The organism is Pseudoroseicyclus sp. CXY001 (assembly GCF_041714655.1).
In the GTDB taxonomy this organism is placed as follows: Bacteria; Pseudomonadota; Alphaproteobacteria; order Rhodobacterales; family Rhodobacteraceae; genus Pseudoroseicyclus_A.
In genome coordinates, this window is the sequence record NZ_CP168219.1 from 1,098,746 (window position 1) to 1,119,355 (window position 20,610).

At 70.6% G+C, this 20,610-nt stretch carries 19 protein-coding genes and 1 riboswitch; of the genes, 10 read left to right on the top strand and 9 right to left on the bottom strand.

Annotated elements, in window-relative coordinates:
• Positions 1-121: 121 nt before the first annotated feature.
• Positions 122-1,672, top strand: coding sequence for a putative bifunctional diguanylate cyclase/phosphodiesterase (locus tag ACAZ03_RS05470; RefSeq protein ID WP_373356384.1), 1,551 nt, complete (start codon positions 122-124; stop codon positions 1,670-1,672).
• Between the two features lie 8 nt (positions 1,673-1,680).
• On the opposite strand, the gene trpA is transcribed toward ACAZ03_RS05470, so the two are convergent.
• The 3 genes from trpA to ACAZ03_RS05485 form a co-directional block, all read right to left on the bottom strand.
• A complete protein-coding gene (gene trpA / locus ACAZ03_RS05475; protein ID WP_373356385.1) occupies positions 1,681-2,472 on the bottom strand; it encodes a tryptophan synthase subunit alpha in 792 nt (263 codons plus the stop codon).
• Positions 2,473-2,633: 161 nt separating this feature from the next.
• Positions 2,634-3,488 carry a hypothetical protein gene (locus ACAZ03_RS05480; RefSeq protein ID WP_373356386.1) on the bottom strand — a complete coding sequence of 285 codons (855 nt, stop codon included), beginning with the start codon at positions 3,486-3,488 and terminating at the stop codon, positions 2,634-2,636.
• A gap of 443 nt (positions 3,489-3,931) precedes the next feature.
• Complete coding sequence (locus ACAZ03_RS05485) at positions 3,932-4,876, bottom strand: LysR family transcriptional regulator (RefSeq protein WP_373357048.1); 945 nt, start codon at positions 4,874-4,876, stop codon at positions 3,932-3,934.
• Positions 4,877-5,083: 207 nt separating this feature from the next.
• On the opposite strand from ACAZ03_RS05485, the gene ACAZ03_RS05490 reads away from it, so the two are divergent.
• The 9 genes from ACAZ03_RS05490 (at position 5,084) to ACAZ03_RS05530 (ending at position 13,079) form a co-directional block, all read left to right on the top strand.
• Complete coding sequence (locus ACAZ03_RS05490; RefSeq protein WP_373356388.1) at positions 5,084-5,998, top strand: lysophospholipid acyltransferase family protein; 915 nt, start codon at positions 5,084-5,086, stop codon at positions 5,996-5,998.
• Entirely contained in the window at positions 5,979-6,791 is an 813-nt protein-coding gene (locus ACAZ03_RS05495) for a glutamate racemase (RefSeq protein ID WP_373356389.1), read from the top strand. The genes ACAZ03_RS05490 and ACAZ03_RS05495 overlap by 20 nt, the downstream gene beginning before the upstream one ends.
• Positions 6,792-6,843: 52 nt before the next feature.
• A complete protein-coding gene (argC, locus tag ACAZ03_RS05500; RefSeq protein WP_373356390.1) occupies positions 6,844-7,872 on the top strand; it encodes an N-acetyl-gamma-glutamyl-phosphate reductase in 1,029 nt (342 codons plus the stop codon).
• A gap of 7 nt (positions 7,873-7,879) precedes the next feature.
• On the top strand, positions 7,880-8,350 hold the full coding sequence (gene ccmE / locus ACAZ03_RS05505) for a cytochrome c maturation protein CcmE (RefSeq protein ID WP_373356391.1): 471 nt from the start codon (positions 7,880-7,882) through the stop codon (positions 8,348-8,350).
• Positions 8,351-8,394: 44 nt separating this feature from the next.
• Positions 8,395-9,006 (top strand): holin-associated N-acetylmuramidase, encoded by a 612-nt coding sequence (locus tag ACAZ03_RS05510; protein ID WP_373356393.1) that lies wholly within the window; start codon positions 8,395-8,397, stop codon positions 9,004-9,006.
• Complete coding sequence (locus ACAZ03_RS05515) at positions 8,997-9,515, top strand: holin family protein (RefSeq protein WP_373356394.1); 519 nt, start codon at positions 8,997-8,999, stop codon at positions 9,513-9,515. Before ACAZ03_RS05510 ends, ACAZ03_RS05515 begins: the two co-directional genes overlap by 10 nt.
• Before the next feature lie 342 nt (positions 9,516-9,857).
• The gene (locus tag ACAZ03_RS05520; RefSeq protein WP_373356395.1) at positions 9,858-11,816 is read left to right on the top strand and encodes a heme lyase CcmF/NrfE family subunit; all 1,959 of its coding nucleotides are present in this window, start codon (positions 9,858-9,860) and stop codon (positions 11,814-11,816) included.
• Positions 11,813-12,262, top strand: coding sequence for a cytochrome c-type biogenesis protein CcmH (locus ACAZ03_RS05525; protein ID WP_373356396.1), 450 nt, complete (start codon positions 11,813-11,815; stop codon positions 12,260-12,262). The genes ACAZ03_RS05520 and ACAZ03_RS05525 overlap by 4 nt, the downstream gene beginning before the upstream one ends.
• A gap of 49 nt (positions 12,263-12,311) precedes the next feature.
• Positions 12,312-13,079 (top strand): enoyl-CoA hydratase-related protein, encoded by a 768-nt coding sequence (locus tag ACAZ03_RS05530; protein WP_373356397.1) that lies wholly within the window; start codon positions 12,312-12,314, stop codon positions 13,077-13,079.
• Here ACAZ03_RS05530 and ACAZ03_RS05535 read toward each other — a convergent pair.
• The 6 genes from ACAZ03_RS05535 to cobW all read right to left on the bottom strand — a co-directional run bounded on the left by ACAZ03_RS05535 (position 13,076) and on the right by cobW (position 20,181).
• Positions 13,076-13,534: a GNAT family N-acetyltransferase gene (locus tag ACAZ03_RS05535; protein ID WP_373356398.1), complete on the bottom strand. Its 459-nt coding sequence runs from the start codon at positions 13,532-13,534 to the stop codon at positions 13,076-13,078. The two genes, ACAZ03_RS05530 and ACAZ03_RS05535, sit on opposite strands and share 4 nt — an antisense overlap.
• A complete protein-coding gene (locus tag ACAZ03_RS05540; RefSeq protein ID WP_373356399.1) occupies positions 13,531-13,908 on the bottom strand; it encodes a GFA family protein in 378 nt (125 codons plus the stop codon). The genes ACAZ03_RS05535 and ACAZ03_RS05540 overlap by 4 nt, the downstream gene beginning before the upstream one ends.
• Positions 13,909-14,080: 172 nt before the next feature.
• Complete coding sequence (locus ACAZ03_RS05545) at positions 14,081-14,722, bottom strand: nucleotidyltransferase family protein (RefSeq protein WP_373356400.1); 642 nt, start codon at positions 14,720-14,722, stop codon at positions 14,081-14,083.
• Positions 14,719-18,393, bottom strand: coding sequence for a cobaltochelatase subunit CobN (gene cobN, locus ACAZ03_RS05550; RefSeq protein ID WP_373356401.1), 3,675 nt, complete (start codon positions 18,391-18,393; stop codon positions 14,719-14,721). The genes ACAZ03_RS05545 and cobN overlap by 4 nt, the downstream gene beginning before the upstream one ends.
• 232 nt (positions 18,394-18,625) lie before the next feature.
• On the bottom strand, positions 18,626-19,096 hold the full coding sequence (locus tag ACAZ03_RS05555) for a GNAT family N-acetyltransferase (protein ID WP_373356402.1): 471 nt from the start codon (positions 19,094-19,096) through the stop codon (positions 18,626-18,628).
• Positions 19,093-20,181 carry a cobalamin biosynthesis protein CobW gene (gene cobW, locus ACAZ03_RS05560; protein WP_373356403.1) on the bottom strand — a complete coding sequence of 363 codons (1,089 nt, stop codon included), beginning with the start codon at positions 20,179-20,181 and terminating at the stop codon, positions 19,093-19,095. The genes ACAZ03_RS05555 and cobW overlap by 4 nt, the downstream gene beginning before the upstream one ends.
• 28 nt (positions 20,182-20,209) lie before the next feature.
• Positions 20,210-20,436: riboswitch (cobalamin riboswitch) on the bottom strand.
• Positions 20,437-20,610: the final 174 nt, after the last annotated feature.

Here is a 20,610-nt window from a genome sequence, read left to right on the forward strand (position 1 = left end):
GCGAAACGGCCTCGCCTCTGCCCAAGTTTCGTTAGGATTGCCTTTACTTTAAACAGGCGAGTTTACGACTTTTTCGCTAGTTGGCTGTTTCTGTTTCAGGGCTGTAGGAGGGCCCAGATCGGTGTTCAAGTTCTTTCGTGATCCGTTCAACTTCGGCCTGCTGGGACTTGGGCTCGCTCTTTACTACCTGTCGCATCGGGGCGATGCGTTCGACGCCTTCTACGAAGCCACGCGCCACGTCGAACATTTCGAGATCGACGAACTCATCAACATCGTCTTCATTGCCGGCCTTCTGGCGCCGGCCTTTCTCGTGCGGCAGAACAATCAGCTCCGACGGGCCCTGTCCCGCCGCGCCGAGGCCGAAGCGGAGGCCAGCCGGATCGCGCTCCACGATCCGCTGACGGGCCTTCACAACCGCCGTTTTCTCAACGTCGCCATCGCCGAGCTCGGCCAGGACGGCTGGGCCGATCCGGCGCGCACCGAGATGACGGTGCTTCTGATCGACCTCGACAGGTTCAAGCCGATCAACGATCTGCGCGGCCACCATGCCGGCGACCAGCTCCTGCGTGCCGTGGCCGAGCGGCTGCAGTCGCTCTGCGGCCCGCATGACGAGCTGATGCGCATGGGCGGCGACGAATTCGCGATCCTCGTCAGCGAGGGGGACGGGCGCGCCGCGGCGCTCATGGCCCAGAAGGTGCTGAACGCCATCTCGCGCCCCTTCGATTTCGGCGACTGGACGGCGCATATCTCCGCCTCCATCGGGCTCGCCCAATGGCAGGAGGGGCTGACGGGCGCCGAGCTTCTGCGCAATGCCGACCAGGCGATGTACAAGGCCAAGGCCAATGGGCGGGACAATATCGTCCATTACGATCAGGAACTTGGCGAGCAATTGCGCGAGACGGCGCAATTGCAGGCCGATCTGAAGGAGGCGGTGGAGACGGAAGGCATCGTGCCCTACTTCCAGCCGATCTACGACATCCAGACCGGCGACATTCGCGCCTTCGAGGTGCTGGCCCGCTGGCGGCATGCCCGCCGCGGCTTCGTGCAGCCGGATCACTTCATCCCGCTCGCCGAGGATCTCGGGCTGATCGACAAGCTGTCGGAGTCGCTGCTCGACAAGGCCTGCGCCGAACTTCTCAAATGGCCGACCGATGCGGGCCTGTCCTTCAACATCTCGCCGACGCAGTTTTCCAACGCCGATCTGGCGCGGCGCATCGGGGCGATCCTGCGGCGGCACGACTTCCCCGGCTCGCGGCTCGAGATCGAGATCACCGAGCGTGCCGTGCTGCGCGACCTCAACAAGGCCCGCAATGTGATCGCCGAGCTTGCGGCGATGGGCGTGAAGATCGCGCTCGATGATTTCGGCACCGGCACCTCCTCGCTGTCGACGCTCACGCAGCTGCCCATCAGCCGCATCAAGATCGACAGGAGCTTCGTGACCGACATCGCCGAGGCCTCGCAGAACTCCAAGATCGTCTCGGGGGTGCTGGCGCTGGCGCAATCGCTGTCGCTCGACGTCACCGCCGAGGGGATCGAGCACGCGGAAGAGCTGGAGTTCCTCCGCCAGCACCATTGCGATTGCGGGCAGGGCTACTTCCTCTGTCGGCCGGTCCCCGCGGCCGATATCGCGCGCCTTCTGGCGCCGCAGGCGAAGGCACAGGCGGCGGGCTAGCCCGGCCCTCAGGCGCGGTGCGCGCCCTCGGCGAGGGAGGCGACGAAGGCCGCGACCTCGTCCGCGCTCTTGCCGGCCGCGATTTCCGACACGATGGCCGAGCCCACCACGGCGCCGTCCGCCACGCGGGCGATGGATTCCGCCGCCTCGGGCGAGCGGATGCCGAAGCCGACGATGACCGGCAGGTCGGTCTTCGCCTTGATGCGCGCCACGTCGGGGCCGACATCCGTGGCCTCCGCCGCGGCGGCGCCGGTGATGCCGGTGATCGAGACGTAATAGACGAAGCCCGAGGTGTTCTGCAGCACCTTCGGCAGGCGCGCGTCGTCCGTCGTGGGCGTCGCGAGGCGGATGAAGTTCAGCCCGGCCTTCTGGGCGGGGATGCAGAGCTCGTCATCCTCCTCCGGCGGCAGGTCGACGATGATGAGCCCGTCGATCCCGGCCTCCTTCGCCTCGGCGAGGAAGCGGTCGACCCCCCGGGAATAGATCGGGTTGTAGTAGCCCATCAGCACGACCGGGGTGGCATCGTCGGCGGCGCGGAGCTCGCGGACGATCTGCAGGGTCTTCTCGAGCGTCTGGCCGTTCTCCAGCGCGCGCTGGCCGGCCCGCTGGATGGTCGGGCCATCCGCCATCGGGTCGGTGAAGGGCAGGCCGAGCTCGATGATGTCGACCCCGGCGCCGGGGAGCTTCAGGATGATGTCGCGCGAGCGCTCGTAATCAGGGTCGCCCGCCATGACATAGGCGACGAAGGCCTTCTTGCCCTCGGCGTTCAGCCGTTCGAAGCAGGTGTCGATCCGTGTCATCCTGGGTTCCCCTATCGCCGTCCGCCGGTTTGCCAAGGGTAGGGCCAAAAGGCAATGGCGGCCGGGGGTCTGGCGGGGGATCAGGCGAAGCGGGCCGCCGCCAGGCAGGTGGCGACGGCCCGGGAGCCGGGCCGAGGGGCCCGGCCGAAGGGGGAAGGGCCTCAGCCGCCGATCTGGCTGGTGAAGGCCGCGTAGGTCATCGGCAGGCGCACCGGCTCGCCGGCCGCCGTGCCCGGGCTGACCCAGACCAGCGCCTCGGCCGGCGCGAGGCCGAGCGAGTCGTTGAGGTCGATCGTCAGCCCGACCGTGCCGTCGCCCGACTGGGCGCTTTCGATCATGCCCAGCATGTAGGAATCGCTGGAATAGACCTCAGTGCCGATCATGCCGTCGAGGGACATGGCGGAGGCCGGTTCGACCTCGCCGGTCACCGTACCGCCCGTCCCGCCCGTACCGTCGTCGCCGGTGCCGCCCGTGCCATCGGTGCCGCCCGTGCCATCGGTGCCGCCCGTGCCGTCGCCACCCGTGCCGTCGCCACCCGTGCCGTCGCCACCCGTGCCGTCGCCACCCGTGCCGTCGCCACCGGTGCCACCGTCGCCGCTGCCACCGTCGCCGCCGGAGCCGCCGGACCCACCGGATCCGCCGTTCGAGCCCGACCCGCCGGAGCCGTCAGACCCACCGGACCCGCCGGAACCACCGTCGCCGCCGGAGCCACCGGACCCGCTCGAGCCGCCGACGGAGACATCGGCATCGACGCCGCCGTCATCGCCGCCGACGTTCACATCGGCTTCGACCTCGTCGTCGCTGCCGACATCCACATCGGCGGAGGTGCCGTTGCCGTTGCCGGTCTCGACATCGGCGGTCACGTCGTCGTCGCCGACACCGACGTCGATATCGGCGCCATCGCCGCCGCCGAGATCGACATCCGCGGTGACATCGCCGAGGTCGGCATCCGCCTCGACACCGTCATCCGTGTCGAGCGTCACCTGGGCAAAGGAGAGGTTGGGAACGAGGGACATCGTACAAACAAGAGAGGTCGTCGCCATGAGCAGTCGCATTGGTGTTCCTCCATCTGTTTCAGCCGGATCCGAAAGGCGGCCATTGCCGCCCGCGGCCGGACGTTGCGGAAACAAGCGGCCTGTCGTTACCGCAGTTCCGAATTCGGAAGAATTGTAACCAACTGAATTTTCAGGAATTTGTAGGCGAATCCGGGAGTCGCGCTGGAAACGCGCGTTTCCACCCCGCACCCGCAAGGTGAAACGGAGCAAAAAAAAACGCCGGGCACGAAGCCCGGCGAAGTCCAACAGGGAGGTATGAGGAGGGGATGCGCAAGCGGATCGCCCGCCTCACCTATCCAGATAGAAGTGCCCTCATGGCCGGGCAAGAGGTTTTCGCAGCTGCAGCAACATTGCGGCCATGCACCTGTTGCAAGCCTGCACAATCTCGGGGCGAGTGGTCGCGGTCAGTCGCCAGCGGTGGTGGATGTCTGATCGGTGCCGGCAAGGCCCTCCACCGTCTCGCGCATCCGCCGCCGGTGGGCGATCACCTCTTCCTGCACAAAGTCGCGGAAGGCAGAGATGCGCTTCGATTGCCGGAGCTCCTCGGGATAGGCGAGGAAGACGGGCACCTCGCCCGATTCCACGTCCGGCAGCACCCGCACCAGATGCGGGAAATCCTCGACCACGTAATCGGGCAGCACGCCGATGCCGAGGTCGTTCAGCACCGCCTGCAGCGCGCCGAAGTAGTTGTTGACCGTCAGCAGCGAGGGCATCTCGTGCGCCATGAGCTGCTGCACCAGCATCTTGCCGGCCGAGACCTGCGGCGAGGAGGGCGAGAGCGAGATCAGCCGGTGGTTGGCGATATCCTCGATCGTCTCGGGCACGCCGCGCTCGTCGAGATACTCGCGCGAGGCGTAAAGCCGCATCCGGATCGACATGAGCTTCTTGCGGATGAGATCCGCCTGGCTCGGCTCCTTCATGCGGATGGCCACATCGGCCTCGCGCATCGGCAGGTCGAGCACGCGTTCCTCGAGCATGAGGTCGATCTTCATCTCGGGGTATTTCTTGTAGAGCTGCGTCAGCCGCGGGGCCAGCCAGAGCGTGCCGAAGCCCGTCGTCGTGGTGACGCGGAGCTGGCCGAACACCTCCTCCTCGCTGTCGCGGATGCGGGCCTCGGCGGTCTCTAGCCGCTTGTTCATGGCGCGCGTCGCCTCGAACAGAAGCTCGCCCTGCTCGGTCAGGATCAGCCCCCGCGCATGGCGGTGGAAGAGCGTGGTGTTGAGCGATTCCTCCAGCGCCCGGATCTGCCGCGACACGGCGGACTGGCTGAGATGGAGCGAGTCGCCGGCATGCGTCAGCGAGCCGGCATCGGCCACCGCGTGAAAGATGCGCAACTTATCCCAGTCCATCATGGGCGGGGCCTTTCGGTTCAAGGGCTGGCCCTTCTATGCGCGTTGGCGCGAATCAGGCAAGGGCGGCGGGGCCGTGCAGTGGCGTCAGAGCCATTCACACCTGCGCACGTTGCCCTGAAACCTCTCAATATTGCTTTTCTTTCACATGATCGCGCGTATATCGGCGCCGAAGCGCCCAAGCGGCGGCCGCCCGAAAGAGCCTCGATGGCTGAAAAGCAGATCGCGCGCGACATCACCTACGCCAGCTCCGCGCAGACGCGCGGCGGGCGGGCCGTGATCCGTGTGATGGAGAATGCCACGGGCCGGCTGAAGCTCATCCGCAAGGTCCGCGGCTATGCCGAGGAGGTCGAGAGCGGCGCCGATTTCTGGCAGGTCGTCCCCGAGCGCTACGGGCTGCGGCTGGAGGTCGTCGCCGGCGCGCTGGAGAACATCCCGGCCGAGGGGCCGCTCATCGTCGTCTCGAACCATCCCTACGGCATTCTCGACGGGCTGATGATGGGCCATATCCTGTCGTCCCGCCGCGGCGGCGCCTTCAAGGTTCTGGCCCACCGGATCTTCCGCAAGTCGCCGGACCTCGAGAAGGTGATCCTGCCCATCTCCTTCGACGAGACGAAGGAGGCGGCGCGCGCGAACCTCGAGACCCGGGCCGAGGCGCTGGCCTGGCTGGGGCAGGGCGGCGCCATCGGCATCTTCCCCGGGGGGACGGTCTCCACCGGCGCGGGGCCGTTCAAGCCGCCGCTCGACCCGATGTGGCGCAACTTCACCGCCAAGATGATCGCCCGTTCGGATGCCGTCGTCGTGCCGGTCTTCTTCGACGGGCACAATTCGCGGCTCTTCAACATCGCGAGCCATCTGCACACGACGTTGCGCATGGGGATGCTGATCCGCGAGTTCCGCGCGCGGCTCAATGCGCCGGTCCGCGTCGCCATCGGCCGGCCGATCCCGCGGGCGGAGCTCGATGCGCGGAAGGGCGACGCCAAGGCGATGATGGCATTCCTGCGCAAATCGACCTATGACCTTGCACCGAAAGCGGTTGACGCCAGCGGCTACGGGCGCGAATTCGAACGGAAGTACCAGGCGGGCAGGGGAAAGCGGGCAGATGGCGGTGGGGATCTTTGACAGCGGGCTCGGCGGGCTGACGGTGCTCGGCGCCATCAACCGCCGCCTGCCGGACTTGCCGCTCGTCTATTACGGCGACAATGCCAACGCGCCCTATGGCGTGCGCGATGCCGCCGACATCTTCGATCTGACGACCGCCGGCGTCTCGCGCCTCTTCGAGGCCGGCTGCGACCTCGTCATCCTCGCCTGCAACACCGCCTCCGCCGCCGCGCTCCGCAAGATGCAGGAATCCTGGGTGCCCGAGGGCAAGCGCGTCCTCGGCGTCTTCGTGCCGCTGATCGAGGCGCTGACCGAGCGGCAATGGGGGGACAATTCGCCCCCCCGCGAGGTCGGCGTGAAGCATGTGGCGCTCTTCGCCACCCCCGCGACCGTGCGGAGCCGCGCCTTCCAGCGCGAGCTGGCCTTCCGCGCCATCGGCGTCGATGTCGAGGCGCAGGCCTGCGGCGGCGTGGTGGACGCGATCGAGGAGGGCGACATGATCCTCGCCGAGGCGCTCGTCCGCTCCCATGTCGAGGCGCTCCTCAGGAAGATGCCCGAGCCCGATGCCGCCGTCCTCGGCTGCACGCATTATCCGCTGGTGGAAGAGATCTTCGCCGAGGCGCTCGGCCCCAAGGTGCAGGTCTTCTCGCAGCCGACGCTGGTGGCCGAGAGCCTTGCCGACTACCTGACCCGCCGGCCGGAGATGGCCGGGGCGGGGGCGGAGAGCCTCTTCCTCACCACCGGCAAGCCGGAGCGGGTGTCGAACCAGGCCACGCAGTTCCTGCGACGAAAGATCGAGTTCACGCCGGCCTGAATTGCGCCGGACCCCACCCGATCCTATGTCCTCCTCTCAGGGAGCTGAAATCATGACCCATTCCGTCGCCATTCTCGGCGCCTCCGGCTATACCGGGGCAGAGCTTGTCCGCCTCATCGCCACCCATGGCGACCTTGAGATCACCGCGCTCACCGCCGACCGCAAGGCGGGCCAGACCATGGCCTCCGTCTATCCGCACCTGCGCCATCTCGACCTGCCCGTGCTGACCACGGTGGAGGAGGTGGATTTCGGCGCGGTGGACCTCGTCTTCTGCGCCCTGCCGCACGGGCTCTCCCAGGCCATCGTCAAGACGCTGCCGGAGAGCGTGAAGGTCGTCGACCTCGGCGCCGACTTCCGGCTGCGTGACCCCGCCGCCTATGAATTCTGGTACAAGCGCCCGCATGACGCGCCGGAGCTGCAGCCCTCCGCCGTCTACGGGCTGACGGAATTCTACCGGGACGAGATCGCCGGCGCCCGGCTCGTCGCCGGCACGGGCTGCAACGCCGCCACCGTGCAATTCGCCCTGCGGCCGCTGATCTCCGCCGGGGTGATCGGGCTCGACGACATCGTCTGCGACCTGAAGAACGGCATCACCGGCGCGGGGCGGTCTCTCAAGGAGAACATGCTCTTCGCCGAGCGCTCGACCAACGTCACCACCTATTCCTTCGGCGGCACCCACCGGCATCTCGGCGAATTCGATCAGGAATTCAGTGCGCTCGCCGGGCGGGACGTGCGCATCCGCTTCACGCCGAGCCTCGTACCGGTCAACCGGGGCATCCTCGCCACCTGCTATGTGTCCGGCGATGCCGAGGCGATCCATGCGGCCTTCACCGAGGCCTATGGCAATGAGCCCTTCATCGAGCTCCTGCCCCTCGGCCAGATGCCGCAGATGGCCGACGTGACCGGCTCGAACTTCTGCCATATCGGCGTCGCGGCCGACCGGGTGGCCGGCTATGCGATGGTGACGGCGACGCTCGACAACCTTTGCAAGGGCTCCTCCGGTCAGGCGCTGCAGAACGCCAACCTGATGCTGGGGCTGCCCGAGACCCGAGGGCTCATGCTGGCCCCGGTCTTCCCGTGAGGCGCTGATGGCGGGGTTCAAGGGGCTCAAGAAGCGGCGGCGCGTGCAGGTGATCCTCGTCACCTTCGTGGCGCTCGCCGGCGCCACGGCGCTCGCGGGCTATGCCATGCGCGACGGCATCAACTACTTCCGCTCCCCCAGCCAGATCGCCGAGGCGCCCCCGGGGCCCGACGAGGTCTTCCGCCTCGGCGGTCTGGTGGAGGCGGGCAGCCTCACCCGCGGGCAGGGGACGGAGGTCTCTTTCCGCGTCACCGACGGCGCCTGGGAGATCCCGGTGGTTTTCGACGGCATCCTGCCCGATCTCTTCGCCGAGGAGCAGGGCATGATCGGCCAGGGCCGCTATGTCGACGGCACCTTCGTCGCCTCCGAGATCCTCGCCAAGCATGACGAGGATTACCGCCCCCGCGAGCTCGAGGATGCGCTCCGCGACGCGGGGCCCCTCGACCCCGCAACGGTCGGTGGCGCTCCGGCGGATTAACGCGCCTTCGCGAAGCTGGCCCCCTCAGGCGAGAGGGGGCCCCGATGCAGAGCGTCAGAGAGATTGCCGAAGAGATCGTCGCCCGGGAGGGCGGCTTCGTGAATGACCCGGACGATCCGGGCGGGGCGACCAAATACGGCGTCACCATCGGCACAATGCAGCGGCTGGGGCTCGACCTCGACCGCGACGGCCGCGTGACGGAGGCCGACGTCCGCAGGCTGACCCGCGCCCAGGCGGCCGACATCTTCGTCGAGCATTACTTCCGCCGCCCCCGCATCGCCGAATTGCCGGAGGCGGTGCAGCCGTCCGTCTTCGACATGTATGTGAATGCGGGCGCCAATGCGGTGCGCATCCTGCAGCGCCTCATCCGCGACATGCGGATCGATTGCGCGGTCGACGGGGTGATCGGGCCGCAGACCATCTCCGCCGCCCGCGCGGCGGCCGAGGCGGCGCCGCGCCACTTCGTTGATGCCTACGGCATCGCCCGGCGGAACTACTATTACGCCCTCGCCGACGCCCGCCCGGCGAGCCGCAAATACGCCCGCCGCCGCGACGGCGGCAAAGGCGGCTGGATCACCCGGGCCGAGGCCTTCATCGCGCCCCGCTTCCACCTGACGGAGGCCGAGCACCGCGCCCGGGTGGCGGCATGGGCTTGATCGGGAACCTTCTCGCGCCGCTGGTCGGCGCCGGGCCGAATGTGATCCGCGAGACGGCGGAGGTCTTCCGCGTGAACGCCGAGAATGCCGATGCGAGGGCGTCCGAGGGGAGGAATGCGGCGCTCCAGCAATTCGCGGCGGAATTTGCCCATGAGCGGCGCGGCTGGTTCGACCGGCTGATCGACGGGCTCAACCGCCTGCCGCGCCCGATGCTGGCCTTCGGCTGCATCTTCCTCCTCGTCTCCGCCATGGCCGCGCCGGAGTGGTTCGCAGCCCGGATGGGCGGCCTCGCGGCGGTGCCGGAGCCACTCTGGTGGCTGATGGGGGCGGTCGTCTCCTTCTATTTCGGCGCCCGCTACCAGACGAGCGCCCAGAACTTCCAGCGGGCGGTGGTCGGCACGCTGGCGGCGGCGGGGCCGTCGGCACCGGCGCCGGCGCGGGAGGCCGGTGCCGCCGAGCCGGACCTCTCCGGCGACAACCCAGCGCTGACCGAGTGGCGGGAAGGGTAGGGTGGGTTTCAACCCACCTTTCCCTGACCCGCGGGCCCGCCCGCAAGTGCGGGCCGAGCCGAGTCCTGACGGCGCCGCGCAGGGCGAGCGCCGGCCCGGGGGTTGGCGCTCCCGCCGGCGCCGCAACGCGCTTTATGTTGCCGAATACTCCGACCCATCCGCCGCCCCCGACCCCACCAGAGCGCCAGCCCGCGGGACGGGCCGGCGCTCGCCCTGCGCCGTACCGGCGCGCACCGGGCGGGGGCTCCGCATCAGCGTCGGTCCACCCCCCTCCCGCCTCCGTGACCATCCGCCGTGCCGCATCCCATTGGCCCGGCCTCGCGCCCGGCCTATAACGCCGGCATGACTGCCGAGCTCGGACATTTCGCCCTCATCCTCGCCCTCATCGTCGCCGTGCTGCAGACGGTCGTCCCTGCTGTGGGCCGGGCGAAGCTCTGGGAGGGATGGATGGCCTTTGCCGGGCCGGCCGCGCTCGCCCAGTTCCTCGTCACCGGGCTCGCCTTCGCCGCGCTGATGCGCGCCTTCATGACCTCGGATTTCTCGCTTGCCCTCGTCGCCGACAATTCGCATTCGGCCAAGCCGATGCTCTACAAGATCGCCGGCACCTGGGGGAACCACGAGGGCTCCATGCTCCTGTGGCTCCTGATCCTCGCGCTCTTCGGCGCCGCCGCCGCGGCCTTCGGGGGCAACCTGCCGCTCCGCCTCAAGGCGCTCGTCCTCGCCGTGCAGGGGGCCATCGGCGCGGCCTTCGCCGCCTTCATCCTCTTCACCTCCAACCCGTTCCTCCGCCTCGCCTCCCCGCCCTTCGACGGGGCCGACCTCAACCCGCTCCTGCAGGACCCCGGGCTCGCCTTCCATCCGCCCTTCCTCTACCTCGGCTATGTCGGGCTCTCGATGTCCTTCTCCTTCGCCATCGCGGCGCTGATCGAGGGCAAGGTCGATGCCGCCTGGGCGCGCTGGGTCCGGCCCTGGACGCTCGCCGCCTGGATCTTCCTGACCATCGGCATCGCCATGGGTTCGTGGTGGGCCTATTACGAGCTCGGCTGGGGCGGCTTCTGGTTCTGGGATCCGGTGGAGAACGCCTCCTTCATGCCCTGGCTGATCGCCGGGGCGCTCCTTCATTCCGCCATCGTCGCCGAGAAGCGCGAGGCGCTGAAGAGCTGGACGATCCTCCTCGCCATCCTCGCCTTCGGCTTCTCGCTTCTCGGCACCTTCCTCGTGCGCTCGGGCGTGATCACCTCCGTCCATGCCTTCGCGACGGACCCGACGCGCGGGGTGGCGATCCTCGTCCTCCTCGCGATCTTCGTGGGCGGCGGGCTGACGCTCTATGCCGCGCGGGCCGGGGCGATGCAGGCCAAGGGGGTCTTCGGGCTCGTCAGCCGCGAGAGCGCGCTCGTCGTCAACAACGTGCTCCTCGCCACCGCCTGCTTCATCGTCTTTCTCGGCACGCTCTGGCCGCTCTTCGCCGAGGTGGTGCTCGGCCGCGTCCTCTCCGTCGGGGCGCCCTTCTTCAACGCCGCCTTCGTGCCCGTCTTCCTCGGCCTCGCCGTCATCCTGCCCATCGGCTCCGTCCTCGCCTGGAAGCGGGGGCGCATCGGCCGGGCGGCGCGCGACATGGCGCCGGCGCTGGCGCTCGCGCTCGCCATCGGCGCGCTGGCCTATGCGCTGCTGACCGGCCGTTCGGCCGTCGGCGCGCTCGCCGCCGGCATCGGCGCCTTCGTGATCTTCGGCGCACTGACCGACGCCTGGCTCCGCGCCGGCCGCCAGCCGCGGCGGCTCCTGCGGCTGCCGCGCGCCGACTGGGGGCGCGTCATCGCCCATGGCGCGCTGGGCGTCACGATCCTCGGCATCGCCATCCTCTCCGCCGGCGCGGTGGAGGATATCCGCGTGGTGCAGGAGGGCGAGACCTTCCCCCTCGGCCGCTACGAGGTCACGCTCGCCGGGGTCGAGGAGGGGCGCGGCCCCAATTACCTGACGACCATGGCGGATATGGAGCTTAGCCGCGGCGGCCGGCTCCTCACCCATCTTTACCCCGAGAAGCGCGTCTACCCCGTCGCCGGGATGCCCACCACCGAGGCGGCCATCGACAGCGGGCTCTTCCGCGATGTCTACCTCGTCCTCGGCGACCCGCAGGAGAGCGGCGGCTGGGCCGTCCGCGCCTATATCAAGCCCTTCGCGGGCTGGATCTGGGGCGGCTCGCTCTTGATGGCGCTGGGCGGCCTCCTGTCGCTGACCGACCGGCGTCTGCGCGTCGCGGCGGGGGCGAAACCCGCCCGCCCGGCGCCGGTGGCGGCGGAATGAGGGCGCTCCTCCTCGCGCTTCTGCTGGCGCTGCCGCTCCCCGCGCTCGCCGTGCAGCCGGACGAGATGCTGGACAACCCGGCGCTCGAGGCGCGCGCTCGCGACATCTCGCAGGGCATCCGCTGCCCCGTCTGCCAGGGCGAGACGATAGACGATTCCAACGCCGACATCGCCCGGACGCTCCGGCTCATCATCCGCGAGCGGCTGGTGGCGGGGGACAGCGACGCCGAGGTCGTGACTTTCCTCACCGATCGCTTCGGCGAGTTCGTCCTCATGCGGCCGCCGGCGGAGGGCGCCAATCTGGCGCTCTGGCTCGGCGGGCCGCTCATGCTGCTCCTCGCCGGCGGCATCGGCCTCGCCGCCGTGCGCCGCCGCGCCGCCACGCCCGAGGCGGAGGGCCTGAGCGCGGAGGAGGAAGCGCGGCTCGCCGAGCTCCTCAAGGAATGACGCGCCGTTCCGCTTGGGCGGCGTGCCCACCCCGCGCAAGGGTAGCGCCATGAGCGAGATCGAGATCAGCGACGAGGGCGGTATCAGGGTCATCACGATGACCCGGCCGGAGGTCATGAACGCGCTCTCGTCCAGCCTGCGGCGGCGGCTTCTCGCGGCGCTCAACGCGCCCGACGGCATCCGCGTCATCGTCCTCACCGGCGCCGGCCGCGCCTTCTGCGCCGGGCAGGATCTGGCAGACGGGCAGGGGCTCACGCCGGAGGAGACGGAGCGCATCCTTGCGGAAGAATACGTGCCGCTTCTCATGGCCATCGCCGAGGCGCCCCAGCCGGTCATCGCCGCCGTGAACGGCCCGGCGGTGGGCGCCGGCGCCAATCTGGCGCTGGCCTGCGACGTGGTCATCGCCTCCGAGGCGGCGAGCTTCTCGCAGGCCTTCTCGTGCATCGGCCTGATCCCCGACGCCGGCGGCACCTGGCTTCTGCCGCGCCTCACCGGCTCCGCCCGCGCCATGGGGCTGGCGCTCTTCGGCGAGACGCTGCCCGCGGCCGAGGCCGCCCGCATCGGCCTCATCTGGGAGGCGGTGCCGGAGGAGACCTTCACCGCCCATTGGCAGGCCCGCGCCGCCCGTCTCGCCGCCGGCCCACCCGCCGCGCTCTCGCGCACAAAGGCCGCCCTCCGCGCCAGCCCGGGCCACGGGCTGGCCGAGCAACTGGCGCTGGAGGCAAGGTTGCAGGGCGAGTGTGTGGGGACGGAGGATTTCGCCGAGGGCGTCGCGGCTTTCCTCGAAAAACGCGCGCCGCGGTTCACGGGGCGCTAGGCCAGGACTTTCCTGAAAAGGATCGTGGTCGGCCGGTCGAAGCCCGCATGGGAGGTCCGCCCGACCTCCTCGAACCCCAGCGCCGCGAAGGTCGCGTGGTTCTCAGTGAGCTCCACCCGCGTCTGCAGCTCCAGCGCCGGCAGGCCCAGCGCCCGCGCCCGGGCCTCCGCCTGCTGCACAAGTGCCCGGGCGAGGCCCTGGCCCCGCGCCTCCGCCGCCACGGCGAGCTTGCCGAGGTAAAGCGCGGAGGCCCTCGGCGTGAGGATCACGCAGGCGCGGACCGGCGCGCCAATGACCCAGACCTCCGCCTCCGCCGCCTGAGCTTCCAGCGCCGCGGCATCGAGCCGATGCATCGAGGAGGGCGGATCGATCCGCCCCTCCATCCCCGCGAAGGCGGCGCGGATGAGCGCCAGCACCTCGGTGAGCGCCGGATCGCCGGGGCCGAGACGCCTCATTCCCGCGGGAGGCCATCGTGCATCGTCAGCCAGGGGAGCCGCTCCTCGGCATGGGCATGGGCGGCCATCGCGATGCCCGAGGGGTCGTCCACCAATGCGGCCATGAAGTGGATCTCCTCCGGATAGCGATCCGAATCGTAGGCGAGATGGCTGCCGCAGGTGGGGCAGAAGTGCCAGCGCTGGCCGGGGGAGCTCTCGTAGACCTTCGGCGCGGCGCCCGTCCAGCGCCATGACCCCGCCGGGGCGGCAATATAGGCGGCGACCGGCGCGGCGGTTGCGTGCCGGCAGCTTTCGCAATGGCAATAGGCCTGCCAGTTGGCGGGCCCGTCAAAGGCGAAGGCGCAGGCGCCGCAGAGGCAATGTCCGGTCGTCATGTGGCGATACTCCGGGCGCCGTCGGCGCCGTCAAGATGGGTCCGGCGGGAAATCGCCACCTGTGACGGAACCGATCGGCGGTCTTCCGCGCTGTTCCGGCAACCGGGCGCGCGGCGCCCCCTCAGATCGGACAGTAAATCATGGCCTATTTCTCGATTGCCCTTCTCTTCGCCTACGTCGGTGTCGCCGCGCTGGCGATGGCGTGACCCCTCAGCCCTGGCCAGGGCTCGACTGCGAGCTCTGGCCAGAGCGCCACGGCCCGGGCCGCCTTGGCCTCATGCGTGGCGCGGTTATCCATGACCGGATTGGGCGTCAGCCGGAAGGCGAAGATGTCCCCGAGCCCATAGGGCGCATAGATCTCGAAATCCCCTGACTCCAAGAGCTTCATGCCGACGCAATGCGTCCGGCAGGCGAAGTGGTCGATCGGCTGACGGCTGTTCCGGTAGGCGGGGCAGGGCCGGCCGAAATGCTGCTCGTACCAGAGGTGCACCCGCGCCTGATTGCGCACCTCCAGCGGCGGCTCCCCGGGGAAGCGGGCGGTGGCGGCGCGGATGACGCGATCCTCCGCCGCCCAGCTCGTGTCCGGGTCGAAATAGAAGAGGTCGATGTCCTTGACGCCGTAGAGCTCCGGCCGCCCAGTGAGGGCGTTCCACACCTGATTGTAGAGCGCGCCCGAGACGATCCACCAGTCGGGGAGGTCGAGATCCCGGGCCGCCTCGAAGGCGGCCATGAGGCGCGGGCTGGCGCGGACGATCTCCATGAGCGCGGCGCGCTGGGCGGCCTCGCCGGCGCCCTCGAGGCGGAGGTGGGTCACAGGAGCGCCGCGATGCGGGCGCGGGCGGAGTTGGAGCGGGGCGTCCAGAGCCCGCGGTCGATGGCCTCCTGCAGGCGGCGGGCGATCTCGGCGAGGGCGGGGGCGTTGGCCTCCTCGATGAAGGCGCGGGTCGCGTCATCGGCGAGGAAGGCGGCCTCCGTCAGGTCGAAATGATGGGGCTTCACGGCGCCGGTCGTGGCCGCGAAGGCGAAGAGGTAATCGACCGTCGCCGCGATCTCGAAGGCGCCTTTGTAGCCGTGGCGCTTCACGCCCTCGATCCATTTCGGGTTCACCACCCGGGCGCGCATGACGCGGGAGATCTCCTCCTCCAGCCGCCGGATCACCGGGCGTTCTGGGCGGGAATGATCGTTGTGATAGACGGGCCGGTCGCGGCCCTGCAGCGTTGCGACGGCGGCCGCGGCGCCGCCCTCGAACTGGTAGTAATCGTCTGAATCGAGGAGGTCGTGTTCGCGGTTGTCCTGGTTCTGGACGATGGCGTCGGTCTGTCTCAGCCGCGCCTCCAGCCCCGCCCGGTCCGGCGCGCCCTCCTGCCCGGCCTCGTAGGCGAAGCCGCCCCATTGGAGGTAGGCCTCGGCGAAATCGGCGCGGGTGGCCCAGCCGCCCTCGTCGATCAGCGCCTGAAGGCCCGCCCCATAGGCGCCGGGCTTGGCGCCGTAGACGCGAGGGCCGGGGCTTTGGCTGGCGGGGTTCTCCTCCGCCGGCTCGTCCAGCGCCTGCACCGCCTTGGCGGCGCTGCCGAAGAGCGCGATGAGCTGCGGGAAGGCGTCACGGAAGAAGCCCGATACGCGGAGCGTGACATCGACGCGGGGGCGGCCGAGGAGGCTGAGCGGCAGGATCTCGAAGCCGGTGACCCGGCGGTTCGCCGCATCCCACGTCGGCTTCACCCCCATGAGCGCGAGGCCCTGCGCGATGTCATCGCCGCCCGTGCGCATGTTCGCCGTGCCCCAGGCGGTCAGCAGCATGGCGCGCGGCCAGTCGCCATGCTCCTGGAGGTAGGTCTCGACCAGTAGTTCGGCGGAGCGGCGGCCGAGGCTGTAGGCGGTGGGCGTCGGCACGGCGCGAGCGTCGACGGAATAGAAGTTCCGGCCCGTGGGGAGGACGTCGGGGCGGCCACGCGTGGGGGCGCCGGAAGGGCCGGGCGGGATGGCGCGGCCGTCGAGGGCGGTGAGAAGGGCGGCGGCCTCCGCCGGGCCGCAGGCGGCGATGGCGGGGGCGAGCTCGGTCTGGAGCTCTTGCAGGACGGCCTCGCTCGCCGGCCCCGGGCAGCACGTCTCGCCATCCGCGAGGGCGATGGAGAGGGCCTCCAGCCTCTCGACCGTGTCGCCGGCCGTCCGCCAGGGGCCGGGGCCGAGCGCCTCGGGGAAGGGGCCGGCCCAGGGGTCGGAGAGCGTGGTGGTGAGCGGGTCGAAACCGAGGCCGAGGTCCTCCGCCAGCGCGCGGAGGAGGGACGGCCTGTCCCCGCGGGGCAGCCGGGCGAGGGCGAGGGCGAGGTCGCGCGCCTGCGGGCCGATGGGCGACTGGCCGAAGATGTGGAGGCCATCGCGGATCTGCGCCTCCTTGATCTCGCAGAGCCAGGCGTCGAGCCGGGTGAGGTCCTCCGCCGAGGTTAGGCCGGCATCGGCGGCGATGCCGGTGGTCTCGGCGAGGGAGAGGATGTCCTTCGAGAGGCGGGCCGCGCGGGTCGGGTCGAGGCTGGCGGCCTCGTAATATTCGTCGACCAGCGCCTCGAGCTCGGCGAGGGGGCCGTAGGTCTCCGCCCGGGTCATGGGCGGGGTCAGGTGATCGAGCACCACGGCGGCGGTGCGGCGCTTGGCCTGGCTCCCCTCGCCGGGGTCGTTGACGATGAAGGGGTAGAGGTTCGGCAGGGGGCCGAGCGCGATCTCGGGCCAGCAGGTCTCGGAGAGGGCGAGCCCCTTGCCCGGCAGCCATTCGAGATTGCCGTGCTTGCCCATGTGGACGACGGCGTCGGCGCCGAAGGTGTCGCGGAGCCAGAAATGGAAGGCGAGGTAGTGGTGCGGCGGGGGGAGGTCGGGCGAGTGGTAGGTCTCGTCGGGGTCGATGTTGTAGCCGCGGGCCGGCTGGATGGCGACCACGGTCTTGCCGAAGACATGGGCGGAGAGGGCGAAGGCGGGGGCGGGAGAAGAGGAGCCTTCGGCTGCCTCCGGCGGAGGTATTTCGGGCCAGATGAAGGGATCGGAGTCCGGGGGGCCCCAGCGGGTGAGGATCTGTTCCTTGGCGGCCCAGGGGAGGGCGGCGAAGGCCTGTTTGTAGGCGGAGAGGGGATAGCGGATGCCGCCTTGCCGCTCGGCGCGGTCGGTCAGCCAGTTGGTGGGGCAGGACATCAGGGTGGCCATGAGCTCGGCGGAGGTCTCGGGCGCGCCCGTGGTGTCGTAGCCGGTACCGGCCATGAGGCGGAGCGCCTCGGTGGTGGAGGCCGGGGTGTCGAGGCCGACGCCGTTGGCGAGGCGGCCGTCTTTGTTCGGGTAGTTGGCGAGGATGAGGGCGGTGCGGCGCTCTGCCGGCGGAGTGGCGCGGAGCCGCGCCCAGGCGGCGGCGAGGCGGGCGAGGAAGGTGATGCGGTCGCCCTTCGGCCCCCAGGTGGCGATCTCGCATTCGGTCGCCTCGTCGCGCCAGGCGGCATCCTTGAAGGCGATGGCCCGGGTGATGAGCCGGCCGTCGACCTCCGGCAGGGCGACGTTCATGGCGACATCGCGGGCGGAGAGGCCGGCGGCGGAGGCCTCCCAAGCCTCCTGGCTGCCGGCGGCGAGAATGGCCTGCAGGACGGGGGCGCCGTTGGCGGCAGGGGCGGCGAGCGGGTTGCGGCCAGTCTCGCCCGGGGCGGCGGTGGCGAAGGAGGTGAGGTTGAGGATCACCTCCGGCGGGGCCTCGGTGAAGAGGGATTGGAGCGTGGCGGCGGAAAGATCGTCCTTCAGCGAGGTGACGAAGACCGGGAGGGGGGCGAGGCCGGCGCGGAGGAGCGCCTTCGTCAGCCGGTCGACCGGCGCGAGGCCGCCGCCCTGGAGGATTGCGCGGTAGAAGACGATGGGAATGACGGGCGCGCCCGGCGCCCAGTGGGCGCGGAGGTCGGCGAGGGCGGGCTCCGGCTGGCCGGGCCAGTAGAGGCCGGCCTTGAGGAAGGGGCGCGCCGGCGCGGGGCGGGCGGCGCCCTGGATCATCGCCCGCGCATGGGCGAGGAAACCCGCGGCATTGGCCGGGCCGCCTTCGGTGAGGAAGGCGTGGAGGGCCGCGTAATCCTCCGGGGGCACGGTGGAGAGGGAGGCGAGCTCGGCATCGGGCTTGTCGTCGCCGGGGAGGGCGACGAAGGCGACGCCGGCCTCGGCGAGCCGGGCCGAATACTGGGCGAGCCCGTGGCTCCAGTAGGGCGCGCCGCCGAGGATACGGGCGATGACGAGGCGGGCGTGGGTGGCGCAGCTCTCGAGATGCAGATCGACGCTCATCGGATGGGCGAGATGCTGGAGGCGCATGAGGCGGAGGCCGGGCGGGGCGGGCATCTCCGCCCGCGCCATGGCGAGGGCGGCGAGCTCGGTATCGGCGGCGGAGATCACGACGAGCTCGGCGGGGGACTGGGTGGTGTCCACCGGCTGGGAGCCGTCGGCGATCTCTCCGGGGGTGGCGGCGATCAGATGCATGGTGTCGGGCCGATGAGAGGGGGGCGCTGCCCCCCGCTCCTTGAACGGGCGCCCGCGGGGCGACTCCCCCCGCGGGTATTTGGAGACAAGCGAGAGGGGGCGGAGGGGCGTTGGGACCGATCGTGGGGCGCAGTGAGGCGGGCGGTTTGGGGGCCGCTGCCGCCTGCGGTTGCCTGGACATGAGCGGAGGGGACGGGCCGGAGTTGGACCCGGTCAGCGTGCAGTGCGGCGGTCACGAGAGGGCCTTCTCGAAGAAGAGCGAGCCGGGGCTTTCCTCGTAGGCGCCGAAGGGGCCGCAGGGCGTGAAGCCGGCGCGGGTGTAGAGCCTGTGGGCGGCGTCGAGGCCGGGGCCGGTCTCGAGGCGGAGCCAGGGGAGGCTGGCGGCGCGGGCCTCGGCCTCCAGCGTGGCGAGAAGGGCGGCGGCGACGCCCCGGCCCCGGGCGGCCTCGGCGGTGAAGAGGGATTTCACCTCGCCATAGCCGGGGCGGAGGGCGAGGGCGCCGGTGCCGAGCGCGGTCGCCCCCTCCTCGGCGAGGAAGAAGAGGATGCCGGGCGCCGCGAGGGCGTCCAGCGATAGAAAGTGGTTCTGCTCCGGCGGGTAGAGCGCCTGCATCAGGGCGTGGCTCTGATGCAGGAGCGCGGCGGCGCCGGGCTCATGCGGGGAGGCGCGGCGGATCGTGAGCGCCGGATCGGGCGCGATCATGCCGGGACGGGCGCGGCGGCTGGGGCGGGGGCGGCGATGGAGGCGATGGCCGAGGTGATGGCGGCGCGGTCGAGCCCGGCGAGGCCGATGACGACGAGGCGGCCGGCGCGGGGATCGGTGCCGAAGGGCCGGTCGAAGTAGCTCTCCACCCGCGGCCCGACCGCCTGGACGGCGAGGCGCATCGGCTTGCCGGCGACCGCGGCGAAGCCCTTGAGGCGGAGGATGTCATGGGCGGTGATCACCTCGGCGAGGCGGCGGGTGAGGGCGGCGGGGTCGGGGACCTCGCCGAGGTCCACCGTGAAGCTCTCGAACTCGTCGTGGTCGTGCTCGTGGTGCTCGCCCTCATGGCCGTGGTGGACCTCGGCCCGCCCCTCCATGTCGGCCTCGGCCGCGGCACCGACGCCGAGGAGAACCTCCGCGGGCAGGGCCCCGTGCGAGGCCTTCACCACCTGCACCCCGGGGCGGGTGCCGGCGGCGAGGGTTTCGGCTAGGGCGGCGGCCTCTGCCTCGCCCATCAGATCGGATTTGGAGACGACGATCATGTCGGCGCAGGCGAGCTGATCCTCGAAGAGCTCCGAGAGCGGCGTCTCGTGGTCGATGCTGCCGTCCGCCTCGCGCTGCGCCTCGAGGGCGGCATGGTCATGGGCGAAGCGCCCGGCGGCCACCGCCGGCCCGTCGACGAGGACGACGACGCCGTCCACCGTCACCTTCGTGGCGATGCCCGGCCAGTTGAAGGCGCGCACCAGCGGCTGCGGCAGGGCGAGGCCGGAGGTCTCGATGACGATATGGTCGGGCCGGTCGGGCCGGGCGAGCAGCGTCTCCATCATCGGCAGGAAATCGTCGGCCACGGTGCAGCAGATGCAGCCGTTCGAGAGCTCGACGATATCCTCCTCGCGGCAGGTGGCATCGCCGCAGCCCTTCAGGATCTCGCCGTCGACGCCGAGATCGCCGAACTCGTTGATGATGAGGGCGATGCGCCGCTCGCCGGCATGGGCCAGCATGTGGCGGATGAGCGTGGTCTTTCCGGCGCCGAGAAAGCCGGTGACGATGGTTGCGGGGATGCGGCCCGCGCGCGGATTGGTCATCTCATGCTCCTTCCCGTCCCACCGACGGGGCTGATATGTCTGGCAAGGCCGGTCTCCTGGCTGGCGGGTCTGGGCGCCGCCCGGCCTTCCCGGGCCATCGGCCCAGTGGCGGGTGGGGGCGCTCGCCGCGGACAGTCGCGGGGGCGGCTGCATTCCGGACCCTCCTGGATGGATCGGGCCCGTCGCATTCCCGTTTCACCCCTGGCGGCCGCTTGGGCGGCCGCGCGTCGGGGAACCTTGCGGGGCTCATGCTGCGCCCGGCGCCGGGGGAGGTCAAGGCTGGGCGCGGCGTTTCGCGGGGCGAAAGCGGCAGGGCGGCGCCGGCTGCCGGGTTTCGCCGCGCTGGCGCGCGGCGACGGGGGGCGCGGGCCTGCGGCCCGCGCCGGGGGCGTGAGGGGGCGGGGCTGCGGCCTGCGTTAGGGAAAGGAG